The sequence below is a fragment of the Candidatus Poriferisodalis sp. genome, from assembly GCF_965208925.1.
GTDB lineage: Bacteria > Actinomycetota > Acidimicrobiia > Acidimicrobiales > Poriferisodalaceae > Poriferisodalis.
In genome coordinates, this window is sequence record NZ_OZ242364.1 from 2,669,519 (window position 1) to 2,691,205 (window position 21,687).

A 21,687-nucleotide genomic window follows, 5' to 3' on the forward strand; every position below is an offset into this window, starting at 1 on the left:
GCTCATCGGAACAGGCTGAAAAAGGCGCGCACGTCGTCGACGAACAGCTCGGGCTGCTCGAAGGCCGCGAAGTGGCCGCCCGCGGGCATGTCGGTCCAGTGGCGGATGTCGGAGTAGATCGGCTCCGACCATGAGCGCACCGGCGGGATGATCTCGGCCGGGAACTTGGCAACGCCGGTCGGAACGTCCACCGTCATGCGAGGGAGCTGCCGGAAGCTCTCCCAGTACAGGCGGCCCGACGAGGCTGCGTTGGCGTTCAGCCAGTACAGCATGACGTTGTCGAGCATCTCGTCGCGGCCCAGCGTGTTCTCCGGGTGGCCGTCGCAGTCGGTCCATGCCCAGAACTTCTCCAGTATCCACGCTGCCTGGCCGGCGGGCGAGTCGGTCAATCCGTAGCCCAGTGTCTGGGGACGGGTGGACTGCTGCTTCGAATAGCCGGAGTCCCAATCGTTGTAGTGCTTCGCTTTTGTGAGGGCCGCTATCTCCTCATCGTTGGGTTCGCGATCCTTGGGGCGGCTGCCGCGCATCACCATGTTCAGGTGGATGCCGATGCAGCGGTCGGGGTGCCGGCTGCCGAGCGCGCTGGTGACCGCTGATCCCCAGTCGCCGCCTTGCGCGCCGAAGCGGTCGTAGCCCAATCCGGTCATGAGCTCTGCCCAGCAATCGGCGATCTTCTCGATGCCCCAGCCGGGTTCGGTCGGCTTGGCGCTGAAGCCGTACCCGGGCAGCGACGGGCAGATCACGTGGAAGGCGTCGGATGCGCTGCCGCCGTGGGCGACCGGATCGGCCAGGGGCTCGATGACCTTGTGGAATTCCACCACCGAGCCGGGCCAGCCGTGCGTGATGACGATCGGCATGGCCTCGGGCTCGGGAGAGCGGACGTGGACGAAGTGCACGTCCATGCCGTTCACATCGGCCATGTACTGGTCGAACCGGTTGAGCGCGGCTTCGCGGGCCCGCCAGTCGTAGGTGTTGGCCCAGTAGTCGCACACTTCCTGGACATAGGCCAGGGGTATGCCCTGGGACCAGTCGTCGACCGGTTCTTCGTCCGGCCAGCGGGTTCTTGCCAGGCGGTCCCGGAGATCTGTGAGCTGCTCGTCCGGGACGTCGATCTGGAATGGTTCGATACGCATCCGAGCACGGTAGTCCGCGGTGTGCATTCGACTCCGGGGTGTGCGAGGGCAGGGGCGTCCGTGCTTCAAACAGATGCGGCGCCTTTGCCCGGTCGCGGGGTCGCAGGGGCGCCGCATAACTGCGCGCGGCCGCCCCTGCCCTCGCACACCCCTCGTGCGCCTGTCAGTCGTAGACGAAGCCGAGCTCGGCGGGGGGTGGGAGCTCGCCGCCGATGTGGCCGCCGGCTCGCAGGTCGGCAATCTGGCCTGGCGTGAGGCCGGCTACTTCGGCCATGACCTCGTCGGTGTGCTGGTCGAACAGGGGGGATGGGCCGGCTTGGGAGGGGCGGGTCCCGTCGAGCGTGAAGGGGCTGGCTATGTGCCGCCTATCGCCGGTGACCGGGTGCTCGACCACCTCGATGTGGCTGGCCAGCGGCTCGTGAGCCGGGGCTGTCCAGGGGTCGCGGCAGATCTCGGTGCGAGCACCTGCGGGGTGCAGGATTGCCTGCAGTCCGTCCCGAGTGCGGGTGGGCCGGCTGCCGTTGGCCTCGATCTCGTCGAGCAGGCCGCAGATCACATTGACCACGTCGAACCCGAGCGACGGATCGTCGGCAGAACCCTCTGCCATGACGGCCAGCCAGCCGTCGGTGCCCTCGATAAAGCCGCTCCAGGCAGCGCCTGGCTCGCGGTTGCCCATCCTTCCGATGTCCCGGCCCGCCAGCGACGCCAGCACGATGGCCTCGCCGCTGTGCTGCCAGGTGCCCTCTTGCTGGGAGACATCGATCTCGATGCCCCGACCGGTGCGCTCTGCGTGCTGCAGGCCGCTCAGCAGGGCGAAGCCGGCGGCGATGCCTGCGATGGGATCGGGGAAGTAGATGTTGGAGATGCGGGCGCCCTCGTGCTCATAGCCCTGACGGTGACCCAAGCCGCCCATTGCCTCGATGATCGAGCCGTAGCCCACCGCGTTCGAGTAGGGACCGTCGACGCCGAAAGCAGGCATGCGCACCAGCACGATGCGAGGATTGGCCTCGGCCAGCGTGTCGAAATCGAGCCCGAGCTGTGGCAGCACGTGCGCTGAGAAATTGGCCACGATCCCGTCGCAGTTGCGCACGAGCTCCAGGAATGCTGCCCGACCCTCGGGGGTGGCGAGTGTGACCACGCAGTCGCGCTTGCCCTTGTTGACCGCGTTGAAGTGGCCGCCTGCTTCGAAGAAGCGATTGTCGTTGACCAGATGCTCGAGGCCGGGCGCCATGCCGTGGTCGTACGGTCGCTGGGTCCGGAAGCCGTCGAAGGGATTCTGCGCCTCGATCTTGATCACGTCGATGCCCAGCGGGGTCAGCAGGTTGCCGATGTAGGGACCGGCCCAGGCGATAGTCATCTCGATGACACGCAGCCGGTGCGCCGGGCGCAGCGTGGCTGTGGACCCGTCCGCCGGGCTAGACCCAACCGCTCGATGCGAGTCAAGAGCTCCAGCGGCTGCTGAGCTCTCGGGCGCTGAACTGACAGCGGGAAACGGGTCAATGCCCTGATCGCTGACTCGTTGGCTTGGCACTGGCAGGCCAGCTGCGGCGAAGGGCCGGATCGGCGCCGTGACCGTGCTGGAAGGAGTCGCCACGTCGCCGAGGAAACCCCGAGCGGCGAGATGCTCGTCGTTCAACGCGTCGAGCGGGGTCATCACCATGCCGACCGCCCAGGGTGTGTCCAGAGCGAACTGGAAGAGGTCGCGCTTGGTTCGTGCTGCGTACCACGGCTCGATGACCTCGCGGATCACCTCGATGTGCCGGGCGCGGCGGTGGCGGTGGCTCAGCTCAGGGTCGTCGATCCACTCGGGCACGCCGATGTGCAAACACTGCATCTCCCAGTCGTCCCGGCGAAGGGAACCGGGGCACACGTAGCCGTCAGCGCAGCGGATGGCACCAGAGGGGTACGCCGTGGGCGGGTGCGGCCCCACGAGCGGCCGTGGCCGCTCGCAGTGCAGCGCGTCGCAGTAGCAGAGCTCGACGGCGGTGAGCAGCGCCCCCAGCCATGAGACATCCATGTGCGCCTCGGGCCGTCGCAGGATCAGATGTGCGGCCCACGCGGCGAGCCCGCCCGCCGTGTACTGGGCCTGCCAACCGGGCAGCCGCAGCGGCTCGGCGCCCTCGTCACCGTTGAAGCCCAGAAAGCCCGTGGCAGTCTGCACTAGCAGCTCGTCGGCGATCACGCCCGGATTGTCGGCGTCCGCCCCCCAAGCCGTGACGGTCACGAGCTTCGGGACCCGCTCTCCCGCTGCGCTGCGGCCGGCCAATCGCTGTGGATCCCAGGGGCCGCCGGCGAGACCGGCGACGGTGTCGCTCGCGATGACCACATCGGGCCAGGACGGGTCGACGTCGCTGGCGGGGCAGTTGAGCTTGCCGGCATTCAGGTGCACATACAGCGGGCTCAGCTCGCCAGGCTGCAGCGGCACGTCGTCGACGGGCTGACGCCGCGCTGGGTCACCGCTGGGCGGCTCCACCTTGACCACTGTCGCGCCGGCACCAGCGAGCAGCCGGCCGGCAAACGGCCCGGCGATGCCGGTCGCCAGCTCCAGCACCCGCATCCCTGCCAGCGGCGGCTCCGAGGCAGCTGACGTATCGGCCGGATCGGGCATCGGGCCACGGTATCGCCCGGCCGTCGGGCGTGGCAGTGCGAACCAGGGGTTCAGTAGGGTCCGCAGATGAGCGCTGCACAACCATCCAACGGCCAGGAAACCGGCGTCACGGTCTGTCTGAGCTTCGACTTCGATGCGATCTCGATCTGGACGGGACCGCGAGGCTCACGGTCGCCGAACCTCACCGCCAGGGGCGAGTTCTCTTCGATCGGGGCGCACCGGCTGCTCGACTTGCTCGACGAACGCAGCCTCCCGTCCACCTGGTTCATCCCCGGGCACACCATCGACACGTTCGGCGACGTGTGCGCCCGTGTGGTCTCCGACGGGCACGAGGTGGGTTACCACGGCTACTGCCACGAAGCCCCGTCGTCGAAGCGGGACGAGGCCGACGAGCGTGCCATCCTGACCCGGTCCATGGACTGCCTGGAGCGGTTGTCGGGCAGCGCCCCGGTGGGGCACCGGGTGCCGGGAGGCAACTGCGGCGACCGCTGGATCAGCCTGCTCATCGAGCACGGCTTCTCCTACGACTCCTCGATGGCGCGCCACGACTATGCGCCCACCTGGTGCCGCCTCGGCGACGTGCCCACCACTGACGGCCCGCACCAGTTCGGCGACGAGGTGGACCTGGTGCAGCTGCCTTTCGAGTACGTCTTGGACGACTGGCCGTACTTCAGCTACGACGGCCCGACGGTGCAGGGCTTGCGCACGCCCGATCACGTCTACGACGTGTGGTCAGCCGAGTTCGACTACCTCCACGACCGCATCGGCAGCGGGGTGTTCGTGCTGACGATGCACCCGCAGTGCATCGGGCGGGGAAGCCGCATGCTGATGCTCGAGCGGCTCATCGACCACATGGCGTCCCGGCCAGGAGTGACCTTCGCCACGATGGAGCAGGTGGCCGACGACTTCCGGGCCGCCGCCACGCCGGGGGACGGCGCCAATCGCCGCCTGTAGCTTGCGGCCACTCACGAACCCCCGCAGCGAGCTAGGAGCCAGCGCATGATCGGACGACCCAGGGCGGCCGTGGAGGGTCTGCCGCAGTACAAGCCGGGTCGCTCGGCGGCGCAGGCAGAGGCCGAGCACAACCTGGCCGAGGCGATCAAGCTGGCATCCAACGAGAACGCCAACGACCCGCTGCCTTCGGTAGCCAAGGCGGTGTCCGAGGCCGCGTTGGGAATGAACCGCTACCCGGACCATCGCTGCATGGACGTCCGGGAGGCGCTGGCCGATCGGCACAGTGTCGGGCTGGACGAGGTCACGGTCGGCTCGGGCTCGGTGGGTGTGCTGCAGCAGCTGTTCGCCGCATACGTCGACCCGGGTGACGAGGTGGTGTACCCGTGGCGCTCGTTCGAAGTGCACCCGGTGTTCTGCGCTGTGTCTGCGGCAGAGGCGGTGACGGTGCCGCTGGTCGACCATGCGTTCGATCTCGACGCTGTCGCCGCGGCGGTCACCGATCGCACGAAGATCATCGTGCTGTCCACCCCCAACAATCCGACCGGCACGGTGTGCACCACGGCTGAGCTGCAGCGTCTCCTGGCGGCAGCGCCCGCAGATGTGATCGTGGTGATCGACGAGGCATACCGGGAATTCGTCACCGACCCCGACGTGGCCGATCCGATTGAGGCCATCGTGCCGGAACACCCCAACGCCCTGGTGCTGCGGACCTTCTCCAAGGCGTACGGCTTGGCCAACTTGCGCGTCGGCTACGGCGTCGGGCACCCCGACGTCATCGGGGCGCTCGACAAGGTGGCGCTCCCGTTCATCGTCAGCGGGCTCGCGCAGACCGCGGCGCTTGCCTCGCTGGAACCCCAGGCCAGCGCCGAGCTGGACGAGCGGGTCGCCGGCATCCTGGCCGAGCGCGAACGCGTGAGCGCCGCCATGGTGTCGGCGGGCTGGCCCGTGGTGCCGTCGCAGGCCAACTTCGTGTACCTGCCAGTCGTGGACAGCGCGATGGATCTGTTCGTCAGGCTGGAGAAGCGGGGTCTGGTGACTCGCCCGTTCGAGGGCGAGGGCGTGAGGATCAGCTTGGGCACTCCTGGGCAGAACGACCGGCTATTAGCCGCGCTGGGCGACATCGACCCCACCGGTTGAGTTGCGCCGGCCGAGCTGGCCAGGCTGAGTCGGGCCGGCTGACTGGGCTGGTCGGGCTGGCCGCAGCTAGACGGCTGCCTCGCTGATCAGCTTCCAGAGCATGTCCATCTGCGAGCGGTCGGTGCGCGACTGGCCGACAGCGACGCGGATGATGCTGCGCCCATCCAGCTTCGAGGGAGTCAGGTAGGCGATGCCGCTGGTGTTTACGGCGGCCGCTATGGCATCGGTGGCGCTGTCGGCAGCGTCTTGGGCGGCCGGTGAGTCGTCCGCAGCACGGCAGCGGAAGCACACCAGCGAGAACGGGTGCGGGGCCACGATCTCGAACCGGGCGTCTTCGCTGAGCCGCTGCGCGAACTCCTGAGCCATCGCCACGTGGTGGCGCACCATCTGGCGGATGCCAGCAGCGCCGTAACTGCGCAGCACCCACCACAGCTTGAGCGCCCGGAAGCGACGACCCAGGGGCACCTGCCAGTTGCGGTAGTCGATCACGTTGCCGGCGTCGCTCTGGGCGTTGCGCAGATACGGCGGGTCGATCGACAGGGCATCAGTGAGCGCGGCCTTGTCGGAGACGTAGAACGCCGAGCAATCGAAGTTCACCATCATCCACTTGTGGGGGTTGAACACGTAACTGTCGACGAGCTCGACGCTGTCGTTGTGGTGACGGAACTCGGGACAGATCATGGCGGTGCCCGCGTAGGCAGCGTCGACGTGGTGCCACAGGCTGTGCTCGACGGCGATCTGAGCGATTGCCCGCACGGGGTCGACCGCTGTGGTGCCGGTGGTGCCGACGGTCGAGCCGACGAATGTCGGCACCAGGCCGGCTGAGATGTCGGCTTCTACCGAGGCGGCCAGAGCGTCAGATCGCATGGCCTGGTGCTCGTTGACCTCGACCAGCCGGACGTGGCCGAAGCCCGCGATATTGGCGCCCTTCTCCACCGAGCTGTGTGCCTGAGCAGAGGTGTAGGCGACCATCTGCGTCGCCGGCTGCCCGCTGCGCTCGGCGGCACGGTGCCGAGCCGCCACCAGCGCGACGTGCGTTGCATCCGACGCGCTGCCCTGCAGCACGCCGCCCCCGCTGGCCGTCGTCTTCCAGTGGCTCGGCAGGCCCGTCAGGTCCACGAGCCAGTCCAGCATGTGGCTCTCGATCTCGGTCATGGCCGGGGATGCCGACCACAGCAGGCCGATCAGGCCGAGCCCAGACGACACAGCGTCTGCCAGCACCGAGGGCGGCGAGTTGTTGGCGGGGAAGTAGGCGAACCAGCCGGGATGCTGCCAATGGGTGACCCCGGGCACGACCACCCGATCCAAGTCGGCCAGCAGGTGCTCGAAGGGTTCGGGCTGCTCGGGGGCGGAGTCTGGCAGCAGTGCCCGGATGTCGCCGGGCTGGACGGTGGAAGCCACCGGCAGCGACTCGATGCGCTCCCAGTAGTCGGCGATCCAGTCGATCACCTCACGACCGTGGCGCCGGAATTCCTCCGGCGTCATGTGTGCAGGCGGCGAGGTGACTTCTGGATCGATCTCATCCATGGCGCCGACGCTACCGGTCAGCGTCGTGGCGTCTCGTGGCGCATTCGCTGCCCCTCGTGGCCCATCGGCGCGGTCGTGCACAGCCTGCCGTCGGGTGAGGTGGTTGCCGTAGTGTGTGCGGGCTGAGCGAGAAGGAGGGGCGAGATGGCGGACGGGGCGACGAACGGCGCTGTGGCTTCGGGCATTCTGGGTTATGACGTTCCCGCGGTGGAGGCGTGGATCGACGCGAACGTCGACGGCCTCGAGCCGCCGTTCGAATGGAGTCAGCTCGAAGGCGGGCACAGCAACCTCACCTACAAGCTGACTACCGCCGACGGCACCACGGCGGTGGTTCGCCGCCCGCCGATGGGCGAGCTGCTGCCCAAGGCGCATGACATGGGCCGCGAGTTCACGATCATCAGCGGTCTCGGGCCCACCGATGTGCCGGTGGCCAAGGCCTACGGCTACTGCGAGAGCCCTGACGTGACCGGGGCGCACTTCTACGTGATGAGCTACGTGGAGGGCAAGCCGCTCTTCGAATCCGCCGATGCCCGCGAGCACCTCACCGCCGAGGGCCGGGCACACGTGGGCATGTCGTTCATGGACGTGCTGTCCGCACTGCACTCGGTGGACCCCGATGATGTCGGGCTGGGCGAACTCGGCAAGAAGGAGGACTACGTCGGGCGGCAGATCCGGACGTGGTACCGGTCGTGGACGGCCTCGGCAGAGTCGGCGAGCTACGACACGCCGGTCGTGCACGAGCTGCACGATTTCTTGCAGGATCGCAAGCCTGAACAGGGCCCGGCCCGGGTGGTGCACGGCGACTACGGGCTGCACAACTGCCTGTTCAACCCCGCAGGCGAGCTGCAGGCCGTGCTGGACTGGGAGATCTCCACGCTCGGCGACCCGCTGGCCGATTTCGCCTATGCGCTGAACAGCTGGACCGAGCCCAGCGATGAGATCTTGGAGGGCTCCGACCCGCCGACGCTGGTGGACGGCTTCGTCGGCCGTGCTGACCTCGTCGAGCGCTACGAGCAGCAGACCGGTGCCGACCTGTCGGACCTGGCGTACTACGTCAGCTTCAACCACTGGAAGTCGGCGTGCATCATCCACGGCGTGTATGCCCGCTACATGCGCGGCCAGAAGCCCGCCGACGATGTCGACCTCGACCTCTACCGGGCTCGCATCGGGCGCGGCATCGAGCTGTCCGCGGCCGCCGCCGAGACGATCTCCTAGCACCGAGGTCCTTGCGGGGCATGCCGCGTACCGACTGGAACCCGATCCTGCGGGGCGAGTTCGACAAGCCCTACTGGCCGATCCTAAAGCAGTTCGTGGCCGACGAGCGAGCGCAGGGCGCCGTGTACCCGCCGCATGACCAGGTGTTCGCAGCCCTGCACCTGACGCCCTATGCCGACGTGAAGGTGCTGATCCTGGGCCAGGACCCCTATCACGGCCCGCGGCAGGCGCACGGGCTGTGCTTCTCGGTGCCCCGCGGCATCCCGCAGCCGCCGTCGCTGCAGAACATTTTCGCCGAGCTGCGCGACGACCTGGGGATCGAGCCGCCGTCCCACGGCAATCTCGAAGGATGGGCGAGCCAGGGCGTGCTGCTGCTCAACGCGTTCCTGACAGTCCGTGCCCGCCAGGCCGCATCACATCGCTCGGCAGGCTGGGAAACCTTCACCGATGAGGTGATCCGGGCGGTCAGTGCGAAGCCCGAGCGCGTGGTGTTCATTTTGTGGGGCGGCTTTGCGCGTCGCAAGAAGTCGCTGGTGGACCTGACCCGGCACGTCGTCATCGAGTCCGCTCACCCGTCGCCGCTCAGCGCGCACAACGGCTTCTTCGGCAGCAAGCCGTTCAGCCGCGCCAACGCGGCCCTTGCAGCCGGTGGCCGCCAGCCGGTCGACTGGCGCATCGCCGACTGATTCAGCGCTGTGAGCTAGCGCAGGGTGACCTGCCCGTTGGGGGTGTCGAGCACGGCTTCGACGCTGACGTCGTCGCCGGCCTCGACCGACACGTCGATGCCGATCGCGCTGTAGAGGGCCCGGATGTGGTCAGGGTCGGGGTGGGTGCCCGACATCGACACGAGCGTGCAGCCGGTCGGCGTCACCTTGGCGGGGTGGGTGGTGTCGCCCCACTCGATGACGAATGGAGCGAGGCCGGCACCATCGGCAAGGCCGGCGGGGGAGAGGGTGAGCGACCAGTGGATCTCCTCGCCGTCGGGCTTGACCCGGCTCATCGAGATGATCTCGCCCGGGTCTTCGCCGCAGCCGCGCATCGCAGCCACGACGTCTTCGATGGTCTCGCCCGCGGAGGCATGAATGGCGAATGTCACCAGCTTCGGCCCGCCGAGGCTGTCGATGCCGAACGGACGCGGGTTCGCTGGCTCGGGCTGTTCCGGATCGGGGGCGATGATCTCGAGGTACACCTCGTCGCCGAGCGACAGGAGCGTGTTGCGGGTGCCGACGCCGGGATGGGGCCCGCCTGGCGCGGGCTGCATCCCGACGAGCTCTGCGACGGCGGCCGTGCCGGCCGCCAGGTCGGGTGCTGCGACGACGATGTGATCGATTGCTGCCATGCGGGCACGTTAGCCACGGGTGGCAGGCCAGTCAGTGCCGGCTGTGCTAGTCGAAGGCTTCTGCTGCGGCCAATTCGGCGATCTTGTCGGGGTCGTAGGCGAGATGGGAGGTGAGCACTTCGTAGAGGTGTTCACCGAGAGCCGGAGCGGCTCGCTCGGGCCACACACGGCTGCGTGACATCGTGAACCGGGGCGCCTCGATGACCGTCGTGCCGTGCGTGGAGTGGGGGACTTCCACCCAGTGGCCCCGGTGCGCGAGCTGGGGATCGACCGCCAGCTCGGGGCTGTTCTGCACCCGGTGCGCGGCGATGCCTGCAGCCTGGCACTGCGCCTCGACGTCGGCTTCGTCGAGCTGGCCGGTCCACGCTGAGACCGCGGCCTCGATTTCTTCCCGGCGCGCCAGCCGGTCGGCGAGCGGCAGCGGCGCAAGTTCGGCGCACCCGATGAGGTCGGCCAGCGCTGTCCAGGCGTCGTCGTTCTGGGCCACCACAGCCACCCATCGGTCGTCGCCGGCGGCGAGGAATACCCCATGGGGGCAGTGGTGCTCGCTCTGGTTGCCTCGTCCGCCCACGACGTTGCCATTGCGCAGGTACTCCAGCACTGCCGGCGCGATGAAATGGACCGAGGCCTCTGCTTGGGAGAAGTCGAGGTAGCGGCCCTCGCCGGTGCGCCTCCGGTGGTCGATGGCCGCGAGCAGGCTGGCCGTCGCCGGGTGGGGTGACGTGTAGTCGGTGATTGCGCCGTAGGGGCCGACCGGGGCACGATCCGGCCAGCCGGTGATGTTGTAGAAGCCGACCATGGCGCCCGACAGGTTGCCGTAGCCGCCGAAATTGGCCAGCGGGCCGGTCTGGCCGTAGAGACAGCTCGACAGCATCACCACCGAAGGGTTGATGTCGCGCACGCTGTCGTAGTCGAGCCCCCACGAGCGCATGATGCGCGGCGTGTACGACTCGCACACCACGTCGGCCCAGCGCACGAGGTCGTATGCAACCTCGCGGCCCGCGTCGGTGGCGGGATTCAGCGTGATGCCGAGCTTGCCGGCGTTCATGTTGTTGAACGTGGCGCCGTTCTCGGGTCCGGGGTCGTTGTCGATGAACGGCAGGAACGTGCGGACGGCGTCGAGCTTGATCGACGACTCCGCCCGGATCACCGTGGCGCCTGCATCGGCCAGCAGGCGGGACACCGTCGGCCCGGCCACCGCCCACATGAAATCGAGCACCTTGAGCCCCTCGAGCGGGCGTTCGGGGGCGACCGGGGTCGCGGGCGCGAAGACGGCGGGCGACCGCTCGCTGGCCAGCACCTCGGCACTGTGCTCACCGACGGCTGGCACTCGGGCGGCCGAGCCGTCGCCCGGTTCGGGCTTCATCCAGTGGCCCGGGTAGCGCTCGCCATCGACGATGTCCCAGTAGTCGCGGGAGGCGAGCTGTTCGGATGCCGTGAGGTCGGCCGTCGTCGCAACCGGGGCAAGCAGCAGGCGGCGCTCAAGAGCGAGCGCGAACAGCTCGTCCTTGGTGCGGGACGCCGTGAACGCCGCCACGCATTCCTTGATCCGCTCGAAGTCCTCCAGCGTCTCGCTGCCGTCGCCGAGCGCCATGCCGTACTGCACCCAGTCCTTGCCGGCCGTGGCCTCGTCACAGAAGCCGGCCTCGTGCACCAGCGCCATCATCCGGGCCGTTGCGGGCCCGATGGCCGCCCCGAAGACGTGCGTGAACGAGACGTACCCGTCCTTGGCCGGATAGACGACACGCAGGCGGATGGGCCCGCTGCGGATGCCGCCGCCTCCTCGCAGCGTCAGCGGGGCGTTGACCAGCGAGCACAGCACTGATGACATCGTCGAGTTCATCGCCACGGCCTGCGCCGACACATCGATGTGCTGGCCGAGCCCGGACTGGTTGCGCTCGACCAGCGCCAGCGTCACCGCCGCAGCGGCCTGGCCGGCTGCGTGCAGGAATGCCTGCGGCACACCGACGCCCAGCGGTGAGCGGTCCTCGTCGCCGCACATGTGCATCGGTCCGCCCGACGCCCACACGGTCAGATCGGTCGCCGCCCAACTGGCCTTGGGTCCTGTCTGGCCGAACGGCGAGATGGAGGCGACGACGAGCGCAGGGTTGATCTCGGCAAGCGCGTCGGGCCCGAGGCCGAGCGATGCCATATGGCCTGGCGGGGCTGACTCGATGAGCACGTCAGCGCCAGCCGCGAGCTGCCGCAGCGAATCGGCGCCTGCAGTGTTGGCAATGTCGAGCTCGACCGACCTCTTGCCGCGTGCGTAGGAGGCGTAGGTGAGCGAGGCGCCGCTCGCATCGAACGGTGCGAGCCGCCGAACAGGGGAGCCTCCCGGCGGCTCGATAGCGATCACCTCGGCGCCGAGCCGCGCCAGGATGAACCCGGCCATGTGCCCCCGGTCGTCGGTCAGATCGAGCACCCGGTACGGCGACAGCAGCGTCATGGTGACGCGGAAACTAGTTCCGCATTCCGCTCGCCAACGGCTGTGGTCTAATGAGCGGCGGGGTGCGGCATGACCGAGCTGCGAACGAATTGCCCCCGTGACTGCTACGACAATTGCGGGATCGTGGTGCGTCCGGGAAGAAACGGCCGGGTCATCGTGCGCGGCGATCCGGAACATCCGATCAACCGGGGAACGCTGTGCACCAAGTGCGCAACTGCGTACAACGGCGTGTGGCAGGACCCCACCGAGCGCTTGTCCACGCCGCTCCGTCGCGTCGGACCGAAGGGTAAGGGAGCGTTCGAGGCCATCAGCTGGGAGGCTGCGCTGAGCGAGGTCGCCGAGCGAACCCAGCAGGTCGTCGACGAACGCGGGCCTCAGGCCGTGGTTCACACCCACTACTCGGGGACGCTGTCGATGCTGGCATTCATGTTCCCGATGCGGTTCTTCAACCGGTTGGGCGCCACCGAAGTCGAGCCGGACTCGATCTGCAATCTGGCAGGGCACATCGCCTGGTCGGCGATGTTCGGCATCTCGGTCGCCGGCTTCGACCCCCGGACCGCTGCAGACTCGTCGTGCATTGTGGTGTGGGGTGCGAATCCGTCCCACAGCGGTCCTCACATGGACGAACACTGGCTGGGCGACTTCGACGGCGCGGTGGTGGTTGTCGACCCGATCCGCACTGACACCGCCGCGCGGGCCGATCTGCACCTCCAGCCGTTCCCGGGCACCGATGCTGCGCTGGCGTTCTCCATGGCGCACGAGCTCAGGGCCCTCGGGGCGTTCGACGACGAGTTCATCGCAGCACATGTCCATGGCGCCCCCGATGTGCTCCCGACCATCGAGACGTGCTCGCCAAGCTGGGGCGAGGCACAGACCGGTGTCCCGGCTGAACAGATCCGGCGAGCAGCGCAGCTCTATGCGTCCGGCCCCGCGCTGCTGTGGGCGGGACAGGGGCTGCAGCGCCAGCCCACCGGCGCCAACGTGATGCGAGCGATCGGCCTGCTGCCCGCGCTCACCGGCAACATCGGCAAACCAGGGGCCGGGATCTGCTACCTCAACGTCGCAGCAGCGCTGCTCGGAGCCGACTTCGACGAGCTCGCCGGAGCGTCGCTCGTGGACGGCGAGGCCCGCCAGATGAACCACATCGGTCTCGCCGGCGCGCTCGAAGATCCCGATCGCTTCGGCGCCATGTTCAGCTGGAACACCAACCCGCTGGCCTCGGCCGCTGAACAGCTCAGGCTGCGGGAGGCGTTCCGCCGTGAGGACCTGTTCACGGTGGTCGTCGACTGTTTCCCCACCGACACCGTCGACTATGCCGACATCGTCCTGCCGGCGGCCAGCTTCCTGGAGTTCGACGATCTGACCTTCAGCTACATGAACCCCATCGTGGGAGCACAGTGCAAGGTCCGCGAACCCGTCGGAGACTCGCTGCCCAACCAGGAGATCTTCCGCCGGCTCGCCGCAGCGATGGGATACCACGAACCCGAGCTGCACGAGACCGATGAAGTGCTCATCGAGCGGCTCCTGGACGGGCTCGACCTGGGGCTCTCGTTCGAAGAACTGGCCGAACGGGGTCACGTCTATCTCACCGAGGAGCCGTTCGATTACTTCGCGGCTCGAAGGTTCCGCACACCTTCGGGGCGGATTGAGATCGCTTCGGCATCGTTGTCAGAGGTCGGCCTCGACCCGGTGCCGACGCCGGCAACCGATCCCGCCCGACCGGAGGGCCTGTTTCGGCTGCTGACGCCGGCATCTCGCTGGCGTCTCAACGACTCGCATGCGAATGACCGGACGATCGGTCGGCGGTCAGGGCCGGCAACCGTCACCGTTCACCCCGCCGACGCGGCCGATCTCGGCATCTCCGACGGCGATCTGGTGCAGCTCCGCAATGGCGCCGGAGAGATCACGCTTGCGACGGCCATCGGCGACATCGCACCTCGCGGCGTGCTCGTGGCCTACAAGGGGCGCTGGCCCAAGCTCGAGCCGGGCGGATGCAATGTCAATGCGCTGCACGAGGGCAACTCGGCCGACATCGAGGGCTGCAGTGCCGTGCACGGCACCCTCGTGAGCCTCGAACCGGCCCGGTGAATTGACGCTCGACGTAGGGTGCCGCGGTGGCTGACGTCGGCGTTGCGTTCGGCATCGTGTTCCTGGCGGAAATCGGCGACAAGACCCAGCTGGTCGCTCTGACAACCGCGGGACGTCACGGCGCCGTCAAGACCCTCGCGGCATTCGTTGCCGCCATCGCGCTCTTGCAGACCATTTCGGTCGCTGCAGGATCGGCAGTCGGGTCGATCTTCGGGGGCCGGGCTGCCACGGCAGTCGTCGGCGGGTTGTTCGTCGTGCTGGGACTGTGGACGTGGTGGTCGGCGGACGGGGATGAGGAGGAGATGCCCAAGGGATTGGGCCGGGCGAGCCTGCTCGGCGCGACCGGGTTGTTCCTGCTCGCCGAGCTCGGCGACAAGACCATGATCGCGACCGCTGCACTTGCCGCTGAGCGCTCGGCTGTCTTCGTGTGGCTGGGCTCGTTTGCTGCCATGGTCGCGGCGACCGGGCTCGCTGTCGTGGTCGGTCAGCAGCTTGTCGAGCGCCTGTCAGGTCCGAGACTTGCCCGGATCGGCGCCGTCGTCTTCGTGGCGGTAGGTGTCATCACCATCGTCAGTGCCGTCGTCGGCGGTTGAGTCGGGACCGAGTTCGGTGTGGAGGACGGCGTGGGTGACCGCTTCGGTGTCGGGCTCGGGCAGCTCGAAGTGGCCGAGCGCGTGGGCGATGAGCGCGTCGTGGGCGGCTTGGCGCTCTGCGACGACGTGATCGACCAGCCCGTCGCGTTCGAGGTCGGCGGCATCAGCGGGATCGGCGGCCCAGGCCAGCACGGCGATGTCGGGGTTGTGCTCGCGGGCGATACGGGCGAACTGCTCGACCGCTGAGGGCGGGCTGTCGACCGCGAGCGCGATCCGGGCGTCACGCAGGCCGGCGCGCTCGGCGATCACGTGACGGGAGACGTCGCCCACGAGCACTCTCCGTCCTGTGGATGCGGCCCATCGCTGCGCCTCGGGGTCGAGCGACACGACGGTGTAGGGGATGTGCGCCAGCTCGAGCGCGGAGACGATACGGCGTGCCCGCGGGCCGAAGCCATTCACGACGGCGTGATCGACCAGCGTTTCGTGCTCGCTGGGATCGAATTGAGGGGCATCGCCGTCGTGCGCGCGATCGTTCTGGCGGGCGCGGCGGTCGGCGTCGGATCGTGCGGCGAGCGACTGGCCCCAGCGAGCGCCGAAGGGACTGAATGCCATCAGCAGCACGGTCACGGCGATGAACGCGTCGGTGCCGTCGGCGAGTCCCGCCGGGACGAGTCCGACTTCCTCTCCGGCTCGTTCGAGCACGAAGGAGAACTCGCCGATCTGTGCCAGCACCAGCGCCCCCGAGAGCGCCACCGCCCGCGGCTGGCGCACCAGCAGCGCCGCAGCAGTGGTCGTCAGCATCTTGACGACCACCACCGCCAGGGCCAAGCCGACCACCAGCGGCAGGTTGCGCGCGAGGTAGCCGACGTCGAGCAGCATGCCGATCGACACAAAGAACGTCGCCGAGAACAGGATCTGCAGCGGCATCACCTCGCCGAGCGCTCGCGCGGCCACGCGGCTCTCGCTGACCATCAGTCCCGCAAGGAACGCCCCGAGCGAGATCGAGACGTCGAGCAGGCTGGTCGCGTACGCGGTCCCGAAGCAGATGGCCAGCACGGTCAGCAGGAACACTTCGCCCGACTGGATTCGCGAGACGTACTGCAGCACCGCCGGCACCAGCGTCCGCGCCACCACGATCACCGCCACGACGATGCCGGCTGCCTTGGCGAAGGCGATCAGCACGTCGGCGGGGCCGGTGGTCTGGCCGCCCAGCAGCGGCACCGCCAGCACCATGGCGACGATCGCCAGGTCCTGGAAGATGAGCAGCGCGACCGAGACGTTGCCGACGGGCGACGTGGTGGCCCGCCGCTCGGCGAGCACCTTGAGCACGATGGCCGTGCTGCTCAGCGACACGAGCAGTCCCGTGAAGACTGCTGTTCGCCATTCGACGCCGAAGGCCGCGACAACCCCGGCCACGATGCCCGTGGTGAGGCCCACCTGGACTGTCCCGCCGATCAGGAACAGCGATGCCAGCCGCCGGACCCGTTCGAGGCTGAACTCGATGCCGAGCGTGAACAGCAGCAGCATCACACCGATGTCTGCCGACTGGTTGACGAGGTCGATGTCGCTGATGAGGCCGACGCCGCTGGGCCCGATGACCGTGCCCGCCGCGAGGAACCCGACGATCGGCACCACCCCGAGACGCGATGACACGAAGGCGATCAGCGTCCCCGCAACCAGCAGGATCGCCAGCTCAGTGAACAACGGCGGTGCCGACGCAGCCAACAGCACTTGCACCCGAGACTATTGGCGCGGACGCCTCACGGGAGTTGCGGGATGTGAGTCGGTGTCAGCGCACCTCGAACGCATCGAGGTGAAGGTCGCGCATCTCGCGACGGAAGCGGGTCCAGCTGCCGGGGAAGAACGGCAGGATGCGACCGTTGCGGTCGCGGTACCAGCCGGGGCAGTCGCCCGCCCAGCTCATCTCCTGCAGCTCCGCTTGGGTGGCTTCGCCCCATTCGTGGGTGGCGTCTCGGCGAGCCTCGATGGCGTTCGCGCCGCGGGCGAGCATGTGATGGATCCAGCGGCCGATGTAGTCGGTGGCGACTTCGGCCGTCATGAACACAGGGGCATGGCCTGGGGATCCGTTGACACCAGCGACGGTGAACCAGTTCGGGAAGCCCGGGATGGCGACGCCCCGGAATGATTCGGGCGCCCGACCGAAGGCTGTCCGCAGGTCGAGGCCATCGCGTCCGTAGATCTCCAGCGCAGGCCCGCCATCGGCCCGGCCACCCAGCTTGTACCCGGTGCAGAAGATGACGACGTCGACATCGACCTCGGTGCCGTCGGCGCTGACCACGCCGCTCGGGGTCAGCGCGGTGACGCCGTGCGGAACGAGCGTCACGTGATCCAGTGCCAGGGCGGGGTAGTAGTCGTCGGAGACCAGGATGCGTTTGCATCCCGGCTCGAACGAGGGTGTCAGTGCGGCGATCGTGTCCGGATCCGAGATCGCGGCGCGCATCTGGTCCATGACCTCAGCGCGCAGCTCCTCGATGGCGTCGGTCTTCTTCTCGAACGCCCGTTGCCACAGCATGGTGTCGCGGTACTGCCGGCGCCGAGCGCGGTGCCAACCCTCGTCGGTGGCCAGCTCCGCCTTCTCCTCATCGGTGTAGAAGCGGTTGCGGCGAGGGCGAACCCAGTTGGGCGTGCGCGAGTACACGAAGACCTCGGCCGCGTCCTTCGCCACCTCGGGAACGACCTGGACCGCGGCCGCTGCGCTGCCCACCACCGCGACCCGACGCCCGGCGAGCTCGACGTCGTGGCGCCACGAACCGGCGTGCCACACCAGGCCTTCGAAGGAGTCGAAGCCGTCGAGGGTGGGGTAGTGGGGTTCGGTGAGGCCGCCAGTGGCTGAGACGACGAAGCGGTGGCGGAGCCGTTCGCCCTCTGCCAACTCGAGTTCCCAGCAGGTGTCGTGAGGCTGCCACGATGCCCGGTCGACGGTGGTGTTGAGCCGGATGTGGTCGGCGATGCCGTACTTCTCGGCGCACGACCTGATGTAGGCCTGGATCTCGGAATGGCCGGAGAACACCATCGAGAAGTCGGGGTTGGGCTCGAAGCTGTAGCAGTAGATGTGCGACGGGATGTCGCAGTGCAGTCCGGGGTAGGTGTTGCGCAGCCACGTCCCGCCGACATCGGACTGCTTCTCGTAGACGACGAAGTCGTCGATGCCCAGACGCTTGAGCTGGATGCCCATCACCACGCCGCTGAGGCCCGCGCCCAAGATCCCGACCAACGCCATGGCACTAGTGTCTCAGCGGAGGCCGCGGGGGACAGGCTCGAACATGACGGTCTACGACGAGGCGCACGAGTGGTACTCGACGCACTGGGATGCCGAGATGCCCGTGGGGGACTGGTGGCGGCTCATCTCCGAGTCCGGATGGGGCTATCCGTTCTGGCCGGCCGATCGGTTCGGTCGCGGCCTCAGCCACGTCGAAGCAGCCGAAGCCGACCGCGCCCGGGATGACGTCGGGGCGTTCGGGCCTCCGAACGGGGTGGCGGTGACGCTGGTGGCGCCCACACTGTTTGAGCACGGTCCCGACCTGCTCCTCGATCGCTACCTGCCGAAGATCGCCACAGGCGAAGAGCTCTGGTGTCAGCTCTTCTCCGAGCCCGGCGCCGGATCGGACCTGGCGGGGCTACGGACCACCGCCGAGCGAGACGGCGACGAGTGGATCATCAACGGCCAGAAGGTCTGGACCACTGCTGCTCACACGGCCGATCGGGCCGTCGTGATGGCGCGCACCGACCCCGACGTGACCAAGCACCAGGGCATCTCGTTCTTCTGCATCGACATGGGCCAGCCCGGCGTCGAGGTTCGCCCCTTGCGGGACATGACCGGTGATTGCGAGTTCAACGAGGTCTTCATGGACAACGCCCGCGTGCGTCACGACGATGCGATCGGCGGGCTGAACAACGGCTGGCGGGCGGCCATGACGATGCTGGCCGTCGAGCGCGAGCTCGATGCGGTGGGCCACGACGGCGGCGGTGACGTCGTCAACGACGTCGATCTCTCGGCACCTGTCGGAGTGGTCCAGCATTCCCAGGCCACCAGCACCGGCATCTCGGGTTTCAGCTACACCACAGGCGCCATGAAAGACCAGGTCGTCCGATCGTTGCTCGATGACGAGGATCGAACCGATCCGCTGCTGCGACAGGCGTTGGCCAACGCACACATCGAACGAGCTGTCCTGGACTGGAACGGCGCTCGACAGGTGAATCCGTCGCTCGGCAAGCTCGGCAACTCGCTGTTGTGCCGCACCCTGCGCGATCTGGGCTTTTTCGGCAAGGGAATGCCCGCACAGCTCGGCCGCGACGATCAGCCCGACGGCGGTCACTTCCTGAAGACGGCACTGTTCGCCCAGGGCATGGCCATCGCCGGCGGTACCGACGAGATCCAGCGCAACCTCATCGGTGAGCGCGAGCTCGGTCTTCCCAAAGAGCCTGATCCGACTCGGGGTCTGGCGTTCAGAGAACTCCCCGACCAGTAGGAGAAGCCAATGCCCTACACCGCACAACAACTGTCGGACCTCCAGGACATCCGCGACGTCCTGCACTCGTACTGCCGCGCCATCGATGACAACCGTCCCGACGACGTGGTCGAGCTGTTCACCGATGACTGCGAGTACGACTACGGCGGCGAACTCGGGACGTTCAACGACAAGGCGTATGCGTACAAGTTCTTCCGGGCCGGGACCGACAAGATCTACAAGCGGTCTGCGCACTACGTGAGCAACATCGAGGTCAGCTTCAACGGCGAGGACTCGGCCGAGACGGTGACCTATCTCGACGCGTGGCACGAGTTCCACGAGGACATCGACAACGCCTGGGTCTTCGGACGCTACGTCGACTCGTTCGTGCGCACCGACGCCGGCTGGAGGATCTGCAAGCGTCAGGTGCTCACGATGGGTCAGGAAGCGTGGCCCCGCGAGGTCGACTACATGGCGCGCCACGTGTTGCCGCCTCGTCGCTGAGGTCCGCTACAAGTCTCTCGGGTGGAGCTAAGGGGAATTGAACCCCTGACCTCTTCCATGCCATGGAAGCGCTCTACCAACTGAGCTATAGCCCCGAGGCCTCACGACGATACCAGCGCGCTGGCGGGATTCGAGAGTTGATCGGACGGCATATCAGTGCGCGTGCGGCTTGTTGCGGGCATATCGTCAGGCTCATGAGCATCCCCGTGGAGCCGGCCGATATCGGCAAGCAGATGGAGCAGTTCGGTACTGCGGCGTACGTGCTGACGGTGCGCGACGACGCAACGCCGCACATCGCCCACCTGGACATGCGGCTCGACGGTGACGTGCTTCGGTGCGGCGCCAGCCGATCCGCTGCCGCCAACGTGGCGCAGCGGCCGACGATCTCGCTGCTGTGGCCGCCGTTCGAGCCGGGTGGCTACTCGATGATCGTGGACGCCGAGGCCCGCACCGTCGACGGCGACGACGGTCTCGAACTGGAACTGCGGCCGACCTCGGGCGTCCTGCACCGGCCCGCAACACCGGCTACCCCGGCCGCCAACCCCAACTGCAGCTCGGACTGCGCCCCGCTGAGTTCCTGACTCGATGCCGGGCGCCGACTGGCGCTAGCTCTTCAGGTCGTCGAAGATCGTCTGCCAGCGCTGGCGGTCGCCCTTGTAGGGCGCGTAGAAGCTGATGCGGTCCACCACGTCGTCAAAGCGGCGCTTGAGCTCGGTGGCGACGCCTTCGGGCTCGGCCACGACGGCGAACGCATCGAGGATGTCGTCGTCGACCAGGTTGGCCATCTCCACCCAGCGGCCTTCCTTGGACATGGCATTCAGCTCGGTCTGCATGTCGCCCCAGCCGTGGCAGTCGAGCACGGGCCGGTACGCCGGCGTCGAGCCGTAGAACGCGACCTGCTGCTTGGTGGCCTGCCGGGCCTTCTCCATGTCCTCTTCGGTGTTGCCGGTGACGATGAATGACGGCCCCGAGATCGTGATCTCGCTGGGGTCACGCCCGGCCCGGGCGGCGCCTCGCTCGAGCGCCGGGATCGTCTCCTCGCGCAGGTACTTCTCGGTGGTGAATCCGTGGCAGAGGAACATGTCGCAGGTCTCGCCGGCCACCTCGGTCATCAGCGGCCCGACGCCCGCCAGCGCCAGGCGGGGCGGTCCGTGCGGATTCGGCCCAGGGTCGAAGAACGGCGTCATCAGCGTGTGCTCGTAGAAGTCGCCGCGGAAGTTCAGCTTCTCGCCGTTGTTCCAGCAGTCCCAGATGGCCTTGATCGCCATGATCATCTCGCGCATGCGCGCAGCAGGCTTCGACCACTCCATCGAGAATCGCCGGGTGATGTGCGGGCGGATCTGGCTGCCGAGACCAAGGACGAATCGCCCCTCCGACAGCGTCTGGATGTCGTTGGAGCTGTAGGCCAGCGACATCGGATTGCGGGCGAAGCCCACCACGATGTTCGTTCCCAGATCCACCGACTCGGTTGCGTGCGCTACGAGCGGGAGCATCGTGAACGGGTCGTGGCTGGTCTCCGGCACCCACAGGCCGTCGTAGCCCAACTCTTCTTGTTCTCGACTCGACTCCATGAGGTTGTCGAATCCGCTGCTGACTCCGAGACCGCCGTCTACCTTCATGGCGGGGACGATAGTGGCCTCCGTTTGCCGTGTCTGCGGAGGAGACAGGCGCAGT

17 protein-coding genes and 1 tRNA gene are annotated in these 21,687 nt (G+C 67.9%); 9 read left to right on the forward strand and 9 right to left on the reverse strand.

What is annotated here, in order from left to right; translation table 11 throughout:
• Window positions 1-2 precede the first annotated feature (2 nt).
• Window positions 3-1,133 carry an epoxide hydrolase family protein gene (locus ACOGI5_RS11710; protein ID WP_419864596.1) on the reverse strand — a complete coding sequence of 377 codons (1,131 nt, stop codon included), beginning with the start codon at window positions 1,131-1,133 and terminating at the stop codon, window positions 3-5.
• A gap of 163 nt (window positions 1,134-1,296) precedes the next feature.
• On the reverse strand, window positions 1,297-3,741 hold the full coding sequence (locus ACOGI5_RS11715; protein ID WP_419864597.1) for a CoA transferase: 2,445 nt from the start codon (window positions 3,739-3,741) through the stop codon (window positions 1,297-1,299).
• Window positions 3,742-3,807: 66 nt separating this feature from the next.
• On the opposite strand from ACOGI5_RS11715, the gene ACOGI5_RS11720 reads away from it, so the two are divergent.
• Both ACOGI5_RS11720 and hisC read left to right on the forward strand, forming a co-directional pair.
• The gene (locus ACOGI5_RS11720; RefSeq protein WP_419864598.1) at window positions 3,808-4,695 is read left to right on the forward strand and encodes a polysaccharide deacetylase family protein; all 888 of its coding nucleotides are present in this window, start codon (window positions 3,808-3,810) and stop codon (window positions 4,693-4,695) included.
• Between the two features lie 45 nt (window positions 4,696-4,740).
• Window positions 4,741-5,832: a histidinol-phosphate transaminase gene (gene hisC, locus ACOGI5_RS11725; RefSeq protein WP_419864599.1), complete on the forward strand. Its 1,092-nt coding sequence runs from the start codon at window positions 4,741-4,743 to the stop codon at window positions 5,830-5,832.
• A 66-nt stretch (window positions 5,833-5,898) separates the two neighbouring features.
• Here the strand turns inward: hisC and ACOGI5_RS11730 are convergent, their stop codons facing one another.
• Complete coding sequence (locus ACOGI5_RS11730; protein ID WP_419864600.1) at window positions 5,899-7,359, reverse strand: pyridoxal-dependent decarboxylase; 1,461 nt, start codon at window positions 7,357-7,359, stop codon at window positions 5,899-5,901.
• Between the two features lie 144 nt (window positions 7,360-7,503).
• Between ACOGI5_RS11730 and ACOGI5_RS11735 the strand changes: the two genes are divergently transcribed.
• Both ACOGI5_RS11735 and ung read left to right on the forward strand, forming a co-directional pair.
• A complete protein-coding gene (locus tag ACOGI5_RS11735; RefSeq protein ID WP_419864601.1) occupies window positions 7,504-8,574 on the forward strand; it encodes a phosphotransferase family protein in 1,071 nt (356 codons plus the stop codon).
• A gap of 20 nt (window positions 8,575-8,594) precedes the next feature.
• Window positions 8,595-9,260, forward strand: coding sequence for a uracil-DNA glycosylase (gene ung, locus ACOGI5_RS11740; RefSeq protein ID WP_419864602.1), 666 nt, complete (start codon window positions 8,595-8,597; stop codon window positions 9,258-9,260).
• Between the two features lie 14 nt (window positions 9,261-9,274).
• Here ung and ACOGI5_RS11745 read toward each other — a convergent pair whose 3' ends face one another.
• Window positions 9,275-9,913 carry a VOC family protein gene (locus tag ACOGI5_RS11745; RefSeq protein WP_419864603.1) on the reverse strand — a complete coding sequence of 213 codons (639 nt, stop codon included), beginning with the start codon at window positions 9,911-9,913 and terminating at the stop codon, window positions 9,275-9,277.
• A 46-nt stretch (window positions 9,914-9,959) separates the two neighbouring features.
• A complete protein-coding gene (locus ACOGI5_RS11750; protein ID WP_419864604.1) occupies window positions 9,960-12,359 on the reverse strand; it encodes a CoA transferase in 2,400 nt (799 codons plus the stop codon).
• A 69-nt stretch (window positions 12,360-12,428) separates the two neighbouring features.
• On the opposite strand from ACOGI5_RS11750, the gene ACOGI5_RS11755 reads away from it, so the two are divergent.
• Together ACOGI5_RS11755 and ACOGI5_RS11760 are read left to right on the forward strand one after the other, a co-directional pair.
• Window positions 12,429-14,447 (forward strand): molybdopterin-containing oxidoreductase family protein, encoded by a 2,019-nt coding sequence (locus ACOGI5_RS11755; protein WP_419864605.1) that lies wholly within the window; start codon window positions 12,429-12,431, stop codon window positions 14,445-14,447.
• 26 nt (window positions 14,448-14,473) lie between these two features.
• Window positions 14,474-15,040: a TMEM165/GDT1 family protein gene (locus ACOGI5_RS11760; protein ID WP_419864606.1), complete on the forward strand. Its 567-nt coding sequence runs from the start codon at window positions 14,474-14,476 to the stop codon at window positions 15,038-15,040.
• On the opposite strand, the gene ACOGI5_RS11765 is transcribed toward ACOGI5_RS11760, so the two are convergent.
• Both ACOGI5_RS11765 and ACOGI5_RS11770 read right to left on the reverse strand, forming a co-directional pair.
• Window positions 14,954-16,771 carry a cation:proton antiporter gene (locus tag ACOGI5_RS11765; protein WP_419864607.1) on the reverse strand — a complete coding sequence of 606 codons (1,818 nt, stop codon included), beginning with the start codon at window positions 16,769-16,771 and terminating at the stop codon, window positions 14,954-14,956. The two genes, ACOGI5_RS11760 and ACOGI5_RS11765, sit on opposite strands and share 87 nt — an antisense overlap.
• Window positions 16,772-16,829: 58 nt before the next feature.
• Window positions 16,830-18,281 (reverse strand): flavin-containing monooxygenase, encoded by a 1,452-nt coding sequence (locus tag ACOGI5_RS11770; protein ID WP_419864608.1) that lies wholly within the window; start codon window positions 18,279-18,281, stop codon window positions 16,830-16,832.
• A 43-nt stretch (window positions 18,282-18,324) separates the two neighbouring features.
• Between ACOGI5_RS11770 and ACOGI5_RS11775 the strand changes: the two genes are divergently transcribed.
• Both ACOGI5_RS11775 and ACOGI5_RS11780 read left to right on the forward strand, forming a co-directional pair.
• Window positions 18,325-19,530, forward strand: a complete 1,206-nt coding sequence (locus tag ACOGI5_RS11775) for an acyl-CoA dehydrogenase family protein (RefSeq protein ID WP_419864609.1) — start codon at window positions 18,325-18,327, stop codon at window positions 19,528-19,530.
• Between the two features lie 9 nt (window positions 19,531-19,539).
• Entirely contained in the window at window positions 19,540-20,013 is a 474-nt protein-coding gene (locus ACOGI5_RS11780) for a nuclear transport factor 2 family protein (RefSeq protein WP_419864610.1), read from the forward strand.
• A gap of 22 nt (window positions 20,014-20,035) precedes the next feature.
• Here ACOGI5_RS11780 and ACOGI5_RS11785 read toward each other — a convergent pair.
• Window positions 20,036-20,108, reverse strand: a tRNA-Ala gene (locus tag ACOGI5_RS11785).
• 99 nt (window positions 20,109-20,207) lie between these two features.
• Between ACOGI5_RS11785 and ACOGI5_RS11790 the strand changes: the two genes are divergently transcribed.
• Window positions 20,208-20,594 carry a hypothetical protein gene (locus ACOGI5_RS11790; protein ID WP_419864611.1) on the forward strand — a complete coding sequence of 129 codons (387 nt, stop codon included), beginning with the start codon at window positions 20,208-20,210 and terminating at the stop codon, window positions 20,592-20,594.
• 24 nt (window positions 20,595-20,618) lie between these two features.
• Here ACOGI5_RS11790 and ACOGI5_RS11795 read toward each other — a convergent pair whose 3' ends face one another.
• A complete protein-coding gene (locus ACOGI5_RS11795; RefSeq protein WP_419864612.1) occupies window positions 20,619-21,632 on the reverse strand; it encodes an LLM class F420-dependent oxidoreductase in 1,014 nt (337 codons plus the stop codon).
• Window positions 21,633-21,687: the final 55 nt, after the last annotated feature.